Here is a 14,707-nt window from a genome sequence, read left to right on the forward strand (position 1 = left end):
TTGGTGCATTCCTCGGCCGCGTTCGACATGTCGGTGACGAGCCTGTTCGTGCCGTTGGTGTCGGGCGGCCGCGTCGAGTTGGTGTCCCTGCAAGAAGGACGGATTCCCGCGGGAGACCACGTCGACTGGCTGAAGGTGACGCCGAGCCACGCGGCATTGCTGGAGGGATGGCCCGAGCGCGTCTCTTCGGCCGCCGAATTGGTCGTGGGCGGTGAGCAGTTGACATCGGCCGTGCTCGAGCAGTGGCGCGCCTCGTCACCGGGTGTTCGCGTGGTGAACGAGTACGGTCCCACGGAGACCACGGTGGGCTGTGTGGCCTTCGTGGCGGAGCCCGATGACGTCGTCGAGGGCGCCGTCGTTCCCATCGGCCGACCGATCCACAACGCACGGGTCTACGTACTGGATGGCGGGCTGCGGCCGGTGGGCGTGGGAATGGTCGGTGAGTTGTACGTGAGCGGCGCCGGCCTGGCACGCGGCTACGTGGGGCGCGCCGCAGTGACGGCCTCACGGTTCGTCGCCGACCCGTTCTCGACCCAGGGAGGCCGGATGTACCGCACCGGCGACCAGGTACGGTGGCGCGCGGACGGCCAATTGGAGTTCGTCGGCCGCATCGACGACCAGGTCAAGATCCGCGGACACCGCATCGAACTCGGCGAAGTCGAAGCAGCCGTAGCATCCTGCCCCGGCGTCGGCCAAGCAGTGGTCTGCGTCCGGGAAGACCACACCGACGACCGCCGACTCGTCGCCTACGTCACCCCCGCCACAGGCACCGAAGTCGAAGCCCCGACCGTGCGCGAGTTCACGGCGGGGCTGTTGCCGGAATACTGCGTACCGTCGGCGGTAGTGGTCCTGGACGCATTCCCTCTGACGGCGAACGGAAAAGTGGACCGCCGCGCCCTGCCGGCACCCGAGACCACGGCCGACGGCAAGGGCCGCGCCCCCCGCACCGTACGGGAGGAAATCCTGTGCGGCCTGTTCGCCGACATCCTCGGCGTGCAACACGTCGGCGTCGACGACAGCTTCTTCGACCTCGGAGGCCACTCCCTCCTCGCCATCAGGCTTGTCGGCCGTGTGCGTTCCGTTCTGGGCGTGGACGTGTCGATCGGTGCGCTGCTGGAGGCACGCACCGTCGCGGGTCTGGCGGAGCGGTTGGAGGGTGCGCGGGCGGTCCGGTCGCGGGTGCGGGAGGGTGAGAGGCCGGATGTGCTGCCGCTTTCCTTCCCGCAGCGGCAGTTGTGGTTCATGCAGCAGCTCGAAGGACCGAGCCCGACCTACAACATGCCCATCGTGTTGCGGCTGTCGGGTGAGCTCGACGTGTCGGCACTGCGCGCCGCGTTGGGCGATGTGGTCCTGCGGCACGAGGTACTTCGGACCGTACTCCCCGAGGAGGCGGGGGTGCCGCGGCAGGTGATCCTGAACGCCTCGGACGTCGAACTGCCGGTCGTGCACGTGAACGGCGCAGAACTGGAAGCCGCGGTCCGGGACGCGGCGGGACACCGGTTCGACCTCCGCCGGGACCGGCCCTTGCGGGCCACCCTGTTCTCGGCCGGCGAGGGCGAATGGGTACTGCTCCTGCTGCTGCACCACATCGCCGCGGACGGCTGGTCGATGGGACCCCTGTTCCGCGACCTGTCCACCGCCTACACCGCCCGAGCCGAGGGGCACGCATCTCCTCTCGGTCAACTGCCCGCCCAGTACGCCGACTTCGCCGTCTGGCAGCAGCAATGGTTCGGTGCGGAGGAGGACCCGGACAGCGCACTGGCGCGGCAGGTCGCGTACTGGCGCACCGCCCTCGACGGAGCGCCGGAAGAACTCAACCTCCCGCTGGACCGGATGCGCCCCGCGGCGCCCTCCAACCGTGGCGCCTGGGAGGAGTTCGCCCTGGATGCCGAATTGCACGGCGCACTGCTCCAGTTCGCGCGGGACGCCAACGCGACGCCCTTCATGGTGGTCCACGCCGCCGTGGTGGCGCTGCTGTCCCAGCTGACCGGTTCCAGCGACATCCCGATCGGCACCCCGGTCGCGGGACGCCCCGACGAGTCGCTCGACGAGCTGGTCGGCTTCTTCGTGAACCAGCTCCCACTGCGCGTCAAATGGGACGGCGACCCCACCTTCCGCGAACTCGTACAGCTCACCCGCACCACCGCCCTGGCCGCCTACGACCACCAAGACCTCCCCTTCGAGCGCCTCGTCGAGATCGTCAACCCCCACCGCTCGGCATCCCACCACCCCCTGTTCCAAGTCGTCCTCAACTTCGACGGCACCGAACGGCCGCCCCTCACCCTCCCGCACCTCACCGCCCACATCGACGAGGACCTGACCGACGCGGGCACCGCGAAGGTCGACCTGAGCTTCCACCTCCGGGAGCGACAGGCCGAGGACGGAACCCCCGCGGGCATCGACGGCGCCCTCGAATACGCAGTGGACCTCTTCGACCCGGAGACCGTCCGCCGCATCGGCGTCCGGCTGAGCTGCCTGCTGCGCGCCGCCGTCGGCGCCCCGGAGCGGCGGATCACCGACCTCGACCTGCTGGACGCGCCCGAGCTCGAATCCGTCGTGCGGCTCTGGAACGACACCGGGCAGGAGGTGGACTCCCGGCCCCTGCCCGCACTCTTCGAGGAGCAGGTGCGCCGCACCCCGCAGGCCATCGCCGTACGCGGGGCCGTCGACACCACGTACGCGCAGCTGAACGAACGCGCCAACCGCCTCGCACGGCATCTCAGGGCCCTGGGCGGCGGGCGCGAAGACGTCGTGGCCGTCGCCCTGCCACGGTCCGTGGACGCGCTGGCGGCACTGCTCGGCGTGATGAAGGCCGGAGCCGTCTACCTGCCCGTTGATCCCGGCCTCCCGGCCGCCAGGATCACCCAGCTCGTCCAGGACACCGACGCGGTCGCCGTCCTCACCCTGTCCGGCTCGGCACCGCTGCTGGAGAAGGCCCTGGCAGCACGCGGTCACGACGGAAGCCCGGACGGCGCAGAAGCTGTCCCGAGCATCGTGGTGATCGACGACCCGCGCACCGAGGAGACCATCGCGGCCCGGCCCGGCAGCGACCTCACGGACGACGAGCGTGGCGGCCGGCTGACCTCGTCCCAGCTCGCGTACGTCATCTTCACCTCCGGCTCCACCGGAACCCCCAAGGGCGTCATGGTGGAGCACTCCGGTCTCGCCGCTCTCGCCGCCGCGCAGATCGACCGCTTCCAGGTGGACGCCGCCAGCCGTGTGCTGCAGTTCGCGTCCCTGAGTTTCGACGCGTCCGTCTCCGAGATCGCCATGGCCCTGCTTTCCGGCGCCTCACTCGTCCTGCGGCCCGACGGCATGCTCCCCGGCCCCGGGCTCACGGAGCTCATCGCACGGCACGAGGTGACCCACGCGACCCTGCCGCCCGCAGTGCTCGGCGTGCTCGACCCGGCCGAGCACGGCACGCTCCGGACACTGATCGCGGCGGGCGAAGCCTTGTCCGAGAAGACCGCCGGCATCTGGTCCGACCGTCGTCTGATCAACGCCTACGGCCCCACCGAGACGACCGTGTGCGCCACCATGAGCCGGCCGCTCACCGGGACAGGACAACCCGGCATCGGCCGGCCGATCTGGAACACGCGGGTCTACGTACTGGATGGCGGGCTGCGGCCGGTGGGCGTGGGAATGGTCGGTGAGTTGTACGTGAGCGGCGCCGGCCTGGCACGCGGCTACGTGGGGCGCGCCGCAGTGACGGCCTCACGGTTCGTCGCCGATCCGTTCTCGGCCGAGGGCGCCCGGATGTACCGCACCGGCGACCAGGTACGGTGGCGCGCGGACGGCCAATTGGAGTTCGTCGGCCGCATCGACGACCAGGTCAAGATCCGCGGACACCGCATCGAACTGGGCGAAGTCGAAGCAGCCGTAGCATCCTGCCCCGGCGTCGGCCAAGCAGTGGTCTGCGTCCGGGAAGACCACACCGACGACCGCCGACTCGTCGCCTACGTCACCCCCGCCACAGGCACCGAAGTCGAAGCCCCGACCGTGCGCGAGTTCACGGCGGGGCTGTTGCCCGAGTACTGCGTACCGTCGGCGGTAGTGGTCCTGGACGCATTCCCTCTGACGGCGAACGGAAAAGTGGACCGCCGCGCCCTGCCGGCACCCGAGACCACGGCCGACGGCAAGGGCCGCGCCCCCCGCACCGTACGGGAGGAAATCCTGTGCGGCCTGTTCGCCGACATCCTCGGCGTGCAACACGTCGGCGTCGACGACAGCTTCTTCGACCTCGGAGGCCACTCCCTCCTCGCCACCATGCTGCTACGCCGCATCCAGCAGGTCCTGGACACCAGGGTCGGAGTCCAGGACCTGTTCCGCTCGCCGAGCCCGGCGGCGCTCGCCGAAATCATCGACACCGCCTCGGGGTCGGACGACTACAGCACGCTGTTCCCGATCCGCACCAGCGGTACCCGCGCCCCGCTCTTCTGCATCCACCCGTCCGGCGGTCTGAGCTGGTCGTACTACGCGGTCGGCAGGGAGCTCGGCGTCGACCACCCCGTGTACGGGCTCCAGGCACGCGGCGTCGGCGAACACGAAGAGCCGGCCCGCACACTCGACGAGATGGCCGAGGACTACGTCACCCGGATCCGTTCCGTGCAGGCGAGCGGTCCATATCACCTGCTCGGCTGGTCCTTCGGTGGCCTCGTCGCCCACGCCATGGCGGTACAGCTGCAGCAGCAGGGCGAGGAAGTGTCCCTTCTCGGCCTGCTGGACGTCATACCGCTGCCCGAGAAGCAGGCCGCGGAAGCCAGGTGGCGGCCGACGCGGGAGGAGGCCGCGCAGGCGGTGCGCCAGGAGACCGGCGGCGGGGCCCACTTCGAGCCGGCGGTCGTGGAGCGGCTCGTCGACGTCTATCTCAACCACGTCCGCCTGATCACCGAGTTCGAACCAGGTGTCTTCGACGGAGACGCGGTGCTCTTCGACGCCGTAGACAATCCGATGTACGGCATCGACAAGGCGCTGGCCTGGGCCCCGTACATCGGCGGGCAGGTGTTCCGTCACCCCGTGGCATCCGACCACACGGGTGTGTTCGGGCCTGAGCCGGTCCGCACCATCTGCGAGGTCATCGAGGACGCCTACAGCAGGGAGTCCGGGGACGCGGGTCGCTGACCGCCGTCTGACCGGCGCGGGGCCAGGTTCCCATCCGGCCCCGCGCCCGGCGGACTGCCGTGGCACCAGCGGTCACTATGCCGTTCCGGCCGGGAGACCAGTGCGGGCACCCTTCCGCAGCAACGTTCAGGTGGGATGGATGTCGTCGTGTCGCAGGGCGGTGCGGACGCCGGTGACGACCACGGCGATCAGGCAGAGGGCGATGACGGTCTCGGCCCACAGGAAGGCGAACCAGTCCATCACGCAGCCGATCGGGGGTGTGCCGGGGGCGTTGTTGCGGAAGGCCGAGAGGGCGAACAGGGTGGCGGCCATCCAGCCGAGGGCGGCCCAGACCAGGCCCTCTCGGCGGGTCGTCAGGTACCAGGCCCCGATGAGCACGGATGCCGCCAGCGCCCACATCACGATCATCATGAAGACCGCGAAGACGAGCAGGCTGCCCGATCGGGCCAGTCCCAGCCCCAGCGCCACGCCGGCAGCCTCTTGCTCGGACGGCGTGGGTGTCGCGGAGACCGAGAAGAGTGTGTCGTTGTTGGAGAACAGCATCCGCACCGGCACCTCCTTGCCGCCCAGCTGGGCCCGGAACTCGATGTCGGTCTCGTAGGTGTCGAACGGGTAGTCGGTGATCGATCCATCCGTGATCGCGACCTGCACGTCTCTGATCGTGAGCCGCTCGTGCGCCTCGAACTCAAGGTCGCCGACGGTCTGCGCGGAAGTCTGGAGGCCGAGATCGGCCACCGGGGCGGTCCCCTCCTCCTCGCCGAGGGTCCCGCGCGGGGTGACCCGGACCCGCAGCACCAGCTCTCTGGCCGCGGCATCGACGTGTTGGACGGTGGCCTCCACGTCCACCCTGTCGGCGGCCTGGGATCCGACCGAGTGAACCGTGTCCATCGCCTGCCGCTCGGAGAACTGGAGCCACGACCCCACGGACACCGCCACCAGGATCAGGACCGCGATGGGAAGCAGGACCGGCAGGATCGAGGCCCCGGAGCGGCGTGGGCGACGTGATTCCCAGGTTGGGGCCATGGTGACTCCGACGAGGTGGGAAGCGGAGCACGAGCGGTTTCAGGGCGCGGTCTTGAACTCCGGCGCCTCAAGGCTCTTCAGGCATTCGGTCTTCGGGGCGTCCGGGTTCTCGAAGAACGAGACGGCGATCTCCTGGGCACACTCCGACGTGGCGATCACCACGTGCGGCTCGTAGGGGATCGTGACGACCTTGGACTTGCTCAGCGTGCGGGCGACGTACGGTCCGTTGTCCGCCCCGGTCTGGGCGTCGAACGCACCCGACAGGGCGAGGGTGGGGATGTCGCTGCGCGTGACGTCGCGGATCGAGGGCGCAGCCGGGGGAACGTTCCAGACATCGCAGTCCGGATGGAGGAAGGTGAGCAGCGGGGCTTGGGCCTGCACCGAGCGGGGGAACGACGGGAACTCTGCCTGTCCGCCCTGGAGCGCCGCGTCCTTGCTCTCGTACGGCGTCCACTCACTGCAGAAGATGCCGTAGGCCAGACCGTGCGAAACCACGCCGATGCCCTTGGGGTTGAGCCGCCAGCCCGCCCACTGCTGGGCGATCCGCTGCGGGTTGCCGTTCGCCAGCTCGTCGATGGAGAGGGGTACGGCCTCCGCCGTGTGGGTGGCGGAGGTGAGCCAGTTCACCAAGGTCCCGCCGTCCAGCACGACCTTCACCGGCTTGTCGTTGCCGGGGACCGTGACGGTGGTGGTGACCGGCTTGGCTTCGAGGTCGCTGACGAGCTTCTCGAAGGTGGCCGGCAGGTTCGGGTAGCGCTTGTTGCAGGCAGGCTGGTCCGCGCAGGCCTTGAACAGGCCGTCGACGCCCTGCCGGAAGCTGCTCCAGGTCGAGGCCGACCCGGACCTGGACGGCGGCAGGATGCCGTCGATGCCCACCGAGCGGAGACCTTCGGGGTGCAGGCGCATGGAGACCAGCGCCAGGTGGGTGCCGTAGGAGATGCCGTACAGGTTCCACTGCTCGATGCCCAGTGCGGTGCGCAGGTCCGCGTAATCGGCGGCGCTCTCCGTGTCGTTGTAGGCACTGAGGTCTATCCCGCGGGCCGCCAGCTTGTCGCGGCAGGTCTTCGTGGCATCGACGTGCAGGCGTTGGGTGGACGGAGCGTCGTAGACGAGGCTGACCACCTGTCCGTTGAACTCGTCGATGTTGGGGCAGAGGAGCTCCGGGTCGGCGGAGTACGTTCCGCGCTGGGACATGAAGATCACGTCCCGGTCGCGGTTCAGGCCGGCGTCGACGGCCATCTTCGCCTCTCCCACCGCATCGTCTCCGGGTCCGCCCGCGAGCCACACGATGGGGTCGGGTTTCGGTGTGCCGGCCACGGCCGGCACGATCGCGACACCGAGTCTGATCGTTCGACTGCTTGGTTTGGCGCGGTTCTCGGGCACGGTGAGCGTTCCGCAGCGGGCCTCCTTCAGCTCCTCGATCGGTTCCGCCGTCTTCGGGCAGGGGCCCGGTGTGAAGCCGGCGTCCCCCACCGTCCGGGCGACCGTGCCGGTCGGCGCTGCGGTGCCGTCGTCGGTGCGGGCCTGCGCCTGGGCGGGCGCGGTGAGCAGGCCGGTGACGAGGAGACCTGTCGCCACGCCGGCCGACGTGGCCAGGAGCCGTCGTGCGGTGCGCCGACGACGGGGCGCTTGGTGGCGGGTCATCTGCACTCCCGGCTATTTCGGGATGATCGTGAAGGGCTGGGGCTCGAGATCGTCCACGCAACCGGTGTCGGGCGCGGTCGGGCGAGCGAGGAACGAAGCCAGCACGCTTTGCGCGCAGGGCGACTGCGGGACCACCCAGTGGCCGATTCCGGGGACCTGCACGGAGGTCGAGTTGGACAGGTTGCGGGCCACGCCCTGCGCCCAACTCGCTCCGGTCTTCACGTCGAACGTGCCGGAGACGACAAGGGCCGGCACCGAGCTGAACGTGGGCACCCGCTGGACGGACGCGCGGTCCGGAACGTTCCAGATCCCGCACATCGGGTACTGGAAGGGCAGCTGCGGAGCCTGGGCCAGGACCGTGTCCGGCCAGCCGGGGAAGGCCTTCTGCCCCGCCTTCAGCACGTCGGATTCCGAGTACCCCGGAGCCCATTCACTGCACGCGATCGAGTTCGTCAGGCCGTGCGCGAAATCGCCGACCTTCTGGACCGAGCCGGCCGCGCGGGCCTGCGCGAAGCGCTCCGGGTTCCCCTTGCTGAGTTCCTCGAGCGCTGCGGGCATGTCCTTGGGCCGGGGAGTGAAGGCGACGATCAGATTCAGCAGCGCGCCCCCGTCGAGGACGGTCTTGACCGCCTTCCCACCGTCCGGCGGCACCACGTTCAGCGTCAGGGGCTGCGCCTCCAGCTTGCGGACCTGCTCCGTCAGGAGTCCGGGAAGGTCCGGGTACCGGTCCTTGCAGGCGGGCTGCGCCGCGCACGCCTCGAAAATGTTGTGGATTCCCTCGGCGGTGCTGCCCCATGTCCACGGCAGGGTCACGAACTGGGAAGGTGCGACCGAGTCGATCGCCACCGCGCGGATTCCCTCGGGGTGCAGGCGCAGGTACGTGAGGGCCAGGTTGCTGCCGTAGGAGTACCCGTAGACGTTCCACTGGGAGATGCCCAGCGCGTTGCGCAAATCGGCGAAGTCTGCGGCGTTCTCCGTGCTGTTGTAGGCGCTGAGGTCGACTCCGTCGTCCACGAGGCGGGCCCGGCAGTCCGTGACCGCCTTCAGCATGATCTGTTCCGCCTGCTGTGCGTCATAGCCCAGGCCCACGGCCTGCGCGTTGAACCGGTCGATCTCCGGACAGGCGAGGTTCGGCTGGTCGTAGAGGTTGCCGCGCTGGGCCATGATGATCAGTTCGCGGTCCTTGTTCAGGCCGGAGTCGACGAGGAACGGAATGTCGTCGAACGTGTCGGCACCGGGGCCGCCCGCCATGAACACCACAGGATCCTGTGCGGGCTTCGCCGAGGTGGCCGGGATGCGCGCAACCGCCAGCTTGATGGTGCGGCTGTCGGGGCGGGAGCGGTTCTCGGGGACCTCGAGGAAGCCGCACTGTGCGTCACTCAGCGCTTCGATGGGCTCGGGCGGCTTCGGACAGGCGCCCGCCACGAACCGGGAGGCTACCGCGCTGGGCTCCCCGGCGGTCTGGGCAGGTGCTGACGCGGTGCTACCGGGTGTGGGGCCGAATGCTGCCAGGCAGACCAGAGCTGCCCCGGCACTCACTGCGGGGATTCTGTGCTTTGGCATGTGGTCTCGTTCTTCTGCCGACATCGGCGGCGGCCCTGCCGGGCCAGGCCGCAGCGTTTGGGCGGAACGTACCCTCTCGACGCTACCGGGTGGCTGCTCTGCGCGCACCCGGGGTAGTGGCGGCCCGTGGCCAGGGCCGCCCCCCCGTCTCACAGCCACAAGACCCTCCGGGCAAGCATTTTCGCCGGCAATTACCGCACCGGCCGCATCGGTGGACCGGAACTGCTCGCCGGGGTCACGGAGGGAGCGGTGAGTGTGGGCGACGTCCTGCGCGCGTGGAATCGAAGAAGGGCGGTACGGGGCGGGAGTCCTCCCTTTCCCCGACAAGAGCCTGGTACATCGCGGCGACTGGACCCAGGACTGACCACGGTCACCGCAGTGACCGCCGGCCGGCACGAGCGAGGCCCTGGCTCCCGAGCCGACGGCGCGCCAGGCGTCGTCGCGAGATGGATTGGGGGCGCGGTGTGAGTATCACGCACAGGGGGCCTGAGTACGGGCACCGTGGTACCGCGCGCCGGGGGCCTGTTCACTGGGGCCATGACCGAGACCGACCCCGCAGGCGCGCCGGGCCCCTCGGCACGGCGCACGAGGCCGTGCCAGTGGTGCGGACGCCCCGTACCGCAGCGCTTCCCGGTGGTGCGCAAGCTCCACTGCGACACCGCGCACTGGATCAGCGACGTGCGCGCCAACTTCTGGCGCCGGTTCTGGGACAACCTCTGACTTGTGGCCCCACCAAGTCGATGGGGCCACGGCTGCTAAAATAGGACATTGCTCACGCTCACTAGGTGATGTCTTTCGGCTGTGCCGCGTCCGCCGCGCCCTGCTCTTCCCTCGCCCTCCCCCTCGCCGCGGTACCCGACCGCCGAGCCCCGAGCCCGAGGTGTGATCCGGCATGAGGACCTTCCACGCCGACGCGACGACCGACCCCGCCACCGCGCACCGCGCCCGCCGCGCCCGCCGCGCCCGGGTCCGGTCCGCCGTGCTCGCCCCGGGGGCGGCGCTGCTCATCGCGGTCTGCGGGATGCCCCTGGCGGCTCCCGAGGCGTCGGCTGCCGCACCTCCTTTCGCCGCCGGCGCGGCCGATCCCGCACCAGTCCCGTCCGACCCGTCCGCTCCCACGGCCGGGCCGGCCCTCAAGCCCATCGATCCGGCCGCGCTGCGGTCCGCCGTCGACGCGGCGGCGAAGGAGCTGATGGTGCCGGGCGTGGTGGTCCTGCTCCGCACCCCGCAGGGCACCTTCCGCGTGCTCACGGGCACGGCCGAACTCGGCAAGGACCGGCCCCCCACCACCGCCGACCACTTCAGGATCGCCTCCAACACCAAGACCATGACCTCGTCGCTGATCCAACTCCTCGTCCAGGACGGCAAGGTCCGCCTCACCGACCCGGTGTCCGACTACGTGCCGGGTGTGCCCGACGGCGCGAGGATCACCATCGCCGAGCTGCTGGAGATGCGCAGCGGGCTGTACAACTACACCGACGCGCCCGAGTTCTCGGCGGCCCTCGACGCCGACCCGGGCAAGGCGTGGACCCCGCAGGAGGTCCTCGACATCGCCTTCCGCCACGCCCCGGACGCCGCCCCCGACGCGGAGTACGCGTACAACAACACCAACTACGCGCTGTTGGGCCTCGTCGCGGAGAAGGCCGGCGGCCGCCCGCTCGCCCAGCAGTTCCGGGACCGGCTGTTCACCCCGCTCGGCCTCGCCGGCACCTCGCTCCCGGACACCCACGACACCTCCCTGCCCGCGCCGTACGCGCACGGCTACATGTACGGAGGTTCCGCGCACGCCATGACCGACGAGCCCTACCCCGCCGACGTACGGGCCGCGGCACGCTCGGGGAAGCTGAAACCGCTGGACTACACCCACCAGAACTCCTCCTATGCCACCGCCGCGGGCGGCGTCATCTCCACGGCGGACGACATGGCCACCTGGATCAAAGCGCTCGTTACGGGCAAGGTCCTCGACCCCGCCTCCCAGAAACGCTGGCTGGACAGCCCGCGGCCCCAGGATCCGGCCGCTCCCGAAGCCCAGAATTACGGCTACGGAATCGCCTACCAGCGCTTCACCCCGCAGGCCTCGATGTACTTCCACGGAGGCGAGCTCCCCGGCTTCAACTCCTTCATCGGCCACGACCCGGACAACGACGTCACCCTGGTCGTCTGGGCGAACCTGACCGTCTCGCTCGACGCGAAGGCGGCGGCCATGGCCCTGCTGCCCACGATCCTCAACCAGGTCTACGCGGGGGTCTCCTACCCCACCGTCACCGACCACGACGACCCCGGCCCGCAGAGCCGGGAGTCCCGCTAGGTGTATTGAGCGAGGTCACCAGACGCTGGGCGTGGTGGATCGGCGCCAGCCTGGCCGGGAGGCCGGCCGGCGACGCTCACGGGCATCGGCCGCATCACCCTGGGCCCCACCTGCCACGGTAGCCGGACTGCGAGGTTTTCGACCTGCCACGCCGTCTAGGGCTGTGTCGAGCGGGGCTGGGTCGTCGGGATGCGGTGGGTGAAGAACAACGCGAGCAGGGCGGCGAGGGCGAGGATGGCGAGCGCGGCCTGGAGCCCGTCGAGTCGTGCCGCGGCGTTCGCGTCCAGCGCGTCCTGGGTCACCTCGCTGCTGGTGCCGGCTTCGTCGAGGGCCGTCTTGAGCTGCGCGTCCGACAGGAACGGCGCGCCGCTTTGGATCTTGACGGTGGCCTCGCTCTTGACGCTGTCCGGAATCGCCGGATTCTGCTGGATGCTGGTCAGGAAGGAACTCGCGAGCGCGGCGATCATGACTGATCCGGCGAGTGCCGTGCCGATCGAGGCGCCGAGGTTGGTGACGGCGTTCTGGACGCCGCCGACCTCTGCGCTCTTCTCTTCCGGTACCGCGGACACGGTGACCGACCCGAGCTGGGACGCCAGCGCGCCCATCCCGAGCCCGATCAGCAGCAGGGGGACGGTGACGACCTCCGCACCGGCGCCGACGTCGAGCGCGGCCATAAGGACCACCGCCCCCGCGAGCAGGGCGAGGACCCCGAGCCGTACCACCCGCCGCGGCGAGACGTCCGGGAGGAAGCGGGGGATCAGGACCGCGGCCGCCAGCAGGGTCACCGACAGCGGCAGGAGGCGGGCACCGGTCTGCAGTGCGGACAGGCCGAGGGCGACCGACAGGTAGAGCGGTACGACGAAGAACACGCCCATCTGCACGAGGTACTGGAAGAAGAACATCGTCAGCCCGCCGGTGAGCTGCTTGTTCTGCAGCAGCCCCGGGTCGATGAGCGGGTCCCTGCGATGTTCCACGAGGCGGGCTTCCCAGCGCAGGAAGAGCCAGATCAGCAGCAGACCTGCCAGCATCAGCCACACGACCAGCGAGACCGCGAGCCACGAGGGCGCGTTGGGCTTCGGCTGGAACCAGCCCCATTCGTCAGAGCGGAGCACTCCGTAGACGAAGAGCCCGAGCCCGAGCGCGGACAGCACGGCGCCGACGAGATCGATGCGCTTGCGTTCGCCGACCGGGGCGTCGGCGATGCGTCGGGCCAGGACCAGGATGCCGAGCACCACCAGCACTTCTCCTGCGAAGACCCACCGCCAGGAGAAGTACGTCGTCGCAACACCGCCGATGAGCGGCCCGACCGCGATCGCCACGGCTCCCGCCGCCGCGACGAGTCCGTAGGCGGCGGGACGGCGTTCGGGTACGAAGTTGCCGGCCACCAGCGCCACGATCGCGGGCAGGATCAGAGCCGCCCCGATGCCTTCGAGGAGCGCCCAGCCGAGCAGGAGTACGAGCAGATTCGGTGCGAGCGCCGTGGTGAGAGAGCCGGCCCCGTAGATGCAGCAGCCGATCAGGAACGCGCGTTTGCGGCCGATCAGCGCCCCGACCTTGCCGCCGGGGATCATGAACATCGCCATCACGAGGGTGTAGGCGGTGATCGCGCCCTGGATGCCCGACACGGTCGTGCCCACGTCCTCGGCCACCGTCGCGATCGAGACGTTCATGACCGAGCTGTCGAGCGCCATCAGGAACTGACCGGCCGAGAGCGTCAGCAAGACGACCCGCGATGCTGCCGAACTCTCGACAGAGCCTGCCCTCGATGCCATGGGCGGGATCGTCCCAGCAAACCCGGCGGGCGCATCCACGACCCGCCGCACAGATCAACCGATTGGCGGACTGCCCACTCCATGTAGAACGACCCCGCCGACCGCATCCCAAGCATGTGCGGCAACCGCCGTGGAGGTGCCGGCACTCGGCGCGTCGTAGTCGGCCGCTTCAACCCGAAGGTCGTCATGGCGCCCGTCGCCACCGGGTGGCAGACCACCGAAAGTAGGGCTTGTAGGGGTCGGGTCTGCTGGCCGCGGCTGGTTCTCGCGGATGATGTCCGGCCGGCGGCCGGCGTTCGTGTATCGGAGCACGGTGTTGAGGCCCCCACCCAGGTGCCGGGCGATCGCCCGGCGTGAGTGGCCTTGAGCGAGCAGCTCGTGGATCAGGACGTGCGCTGCCTTCTGCTGGGCGGCGGCGCTTCTGTCATCGCCGGCCGTTACGGTGGCCCGCATGAACGAGAACACCTACTGGACCTCTGCGCCGGAGCGGATCGTGCGCGGCTCGATGAGCCTGTGCCACCTGACAGCGTTCGAGGCGCCATTCAACGTCGACGCCCGCAACCTGCCCCCCAACGACCCTGAGCGCGCACGCGCGTTCGTCGAGTCGTTCGAGGGCATCGAGGCCGTCCTGGAGGACCTCGGGCCGCGCTCCGCGCAGACCCCGCTCCCATCGGCAGCACGGTCTGATCTGGACATCGTGCACGCTGCCGCGTGGGGCGGCATGTTGAGCATCGTGACTCCCGCGTTCGCGACCGACGGCAACGACGAGCCGCTCCGGTCGGCGGCGAAGGAGTTGCGGGAGCGGTTCCCGGATGCGCGGATCGTGGGACGGGTCTCCTACCACGGGGGGATGGAGCACACCGAGAACATCGTGTGGTTGCCGGACGGAGCGATGTTCCACGCATCGGGATGGCCGGATGATGAACCGTTCGTCATCTCGGGCGATCCGCGTGCGGTGATCGCGTCCCTGGATCTCAGGGGGTGGATGGTGGACAACGCCGGCGTCGACCTGGACGTGCCCGCGAACGAGGTCTACTGGGCGGGCCTGGGGGGCTTGGCGCTCGGGCATTCGGATCCGTGGGGGTGGGAGGAGATGGAGACGACGGCGTTCCGTGTGCGGCACTCCGAAGACGCGGTCAGGGACATGGAGAGCTTGTACTTCGTCTAGGCGCAAGCCGGCGGGTGCCCCTGGGGCCGGGGGAAGCGACATGTGAACTGGCGCCCCGCGCCGTGGTGTTGACGCTTCGTCGACACGCTTTAACTCGTCTTTGTTCGT

Annotated in this window: 8 protein-coding genes; 4 read left to right on the top strand and 4 right to left on the bottom strand. The window is 69.8% G+C overall.

The genetic code is table 11. The features are described from left to right. Window positions 1-27 precede the first annotated feature (27 nt). Window positions 28-5,121 (top strand): amino acid adenylation domain-containing protein, encoded by a 5,094-nt coding sequence (locus ACFWBY_RS35645; protein ID WP_385409751.1) that lies wholly within the window; start codon window positions 28-30, stop codon window positions 5,119-5,121. A 126-nt stretch (window positions 5,122-5,247) separates the two neighbouring features. On the opposite strand, the gene ACFWBY_RS35650 is transcribed toward ACFWBY_RS35645, so the two are convergent. From ACFWBY_RS35650 to ACFWBY_RS35660, 3 genes are read right to left on the bottom strand one after another with little or no spacing between them, the layout of a single operon-like run. Further along, a complete protein-coding gene (locus tag ACFWBY_RS35650; protein ID WP_385344077.1) occupies window positions 5,248-6,144 on the bottom strand; it encodes a DUF4436 family protein in 897 nt (298 codons plus the stop codon). A gap of 39 nt (window positions 6,145-6,183) precedes the next feature. Continuing rightward, window positions 6,184-7,788 (bottom strand): alpha/beta fold hydrolase, encoded by a 1,605-nt coding sequence (locus ACFWBY_RS35655; protein ID WP_385344080.1) that lies wholly within the window; start codon window positions 7,786-7,788, stop codon window positions 6,184-6,186. A gap of 12 nt (window positions 7,789-7,800) precedes the next feature. After that, complete coding sequence (locus ACFWBY_RS35660; RefSeq protein ID WP_385344082.1) at window positions 7,801-9,213, bottom strand: alpha/beta hydrolase; 1,413 nt, start codon at window positions 9,211-9,213, stop codon at window positions 7,801-7,803. 675 nt (window positions 9,214-9,888) lie between these two features. On the opposite strand from ACFWBY_RS35660, the gene ACFWBY_RS35665 reads away from it, so the two are divergent. Beyond that, window positions 9,889-10,071: a hypothetical protein gene (locus ACFWBY_RS35665; RefSeq protein WP_385344085.1), complete on the top strand. Its 183-nt coding sequence runs from the start codon at window positions 9,889-9,891 to the stop codon at window positions 10,069-10,071. Window positions 10,072-10,243: 172 nt separating this feature from the next. Beyond that, a complete protein-coding gene (locus tag ACFWBY_RS35670; protein WP_385344088.1) occupies window positions 10,244-11,659 on the top strand; it encodes a serine hydrolase domain-containing protein in 1,416 nt (471 codons plus the stop codon). 155 nt (window positions 11,660-11,814) lie between these two features. Here ACFWBY_RS35670 and ACFWBY_RS35675 read toward each other — a convergent pair whose 3' ends face one another. Beyond that, on the bottom strand, window positions 11,815-13,431 hold the full coding sequence (locus tag ACFWBY_RS35675) for an MFS transporter (protein ID WP_385344091.1): 1,617 nt from the start codon (window positions 13,429-13,431) through the stop codon (window positions 11,815-11,817). 451 nt (window positions 13,432-13,882) lie between these two features. Here ACFWBY_RS35675 and ACFWBY_RS35680 point away from each other — a divergent pair, with 451 nt between their 5' ends. Further along, window positions 13,883-14,599 carry a DUF6333 family protein gene (locus ACFWBY_RS35680; protein WP_385344093.1) on the top strand — a complete coding sequence of 239 codons (717 nt, stop codon included), beginning with the start codon at window positions 13,883-13,885 and terminating at the stop codon, window positions 14,597-14,599. Window positions 14,600-14,707 lie beyond the last annotated feature (108 nt).

Origin of the sequence: Streptomyces sp. NPDC060049 (assembly GCF_042736715.1) — a bacterium.
Lineage (GTDB): Bacteria > Actinomycetota > Actinomycetes > Streptomycetales > Streptomycetaceae > Streptomyces.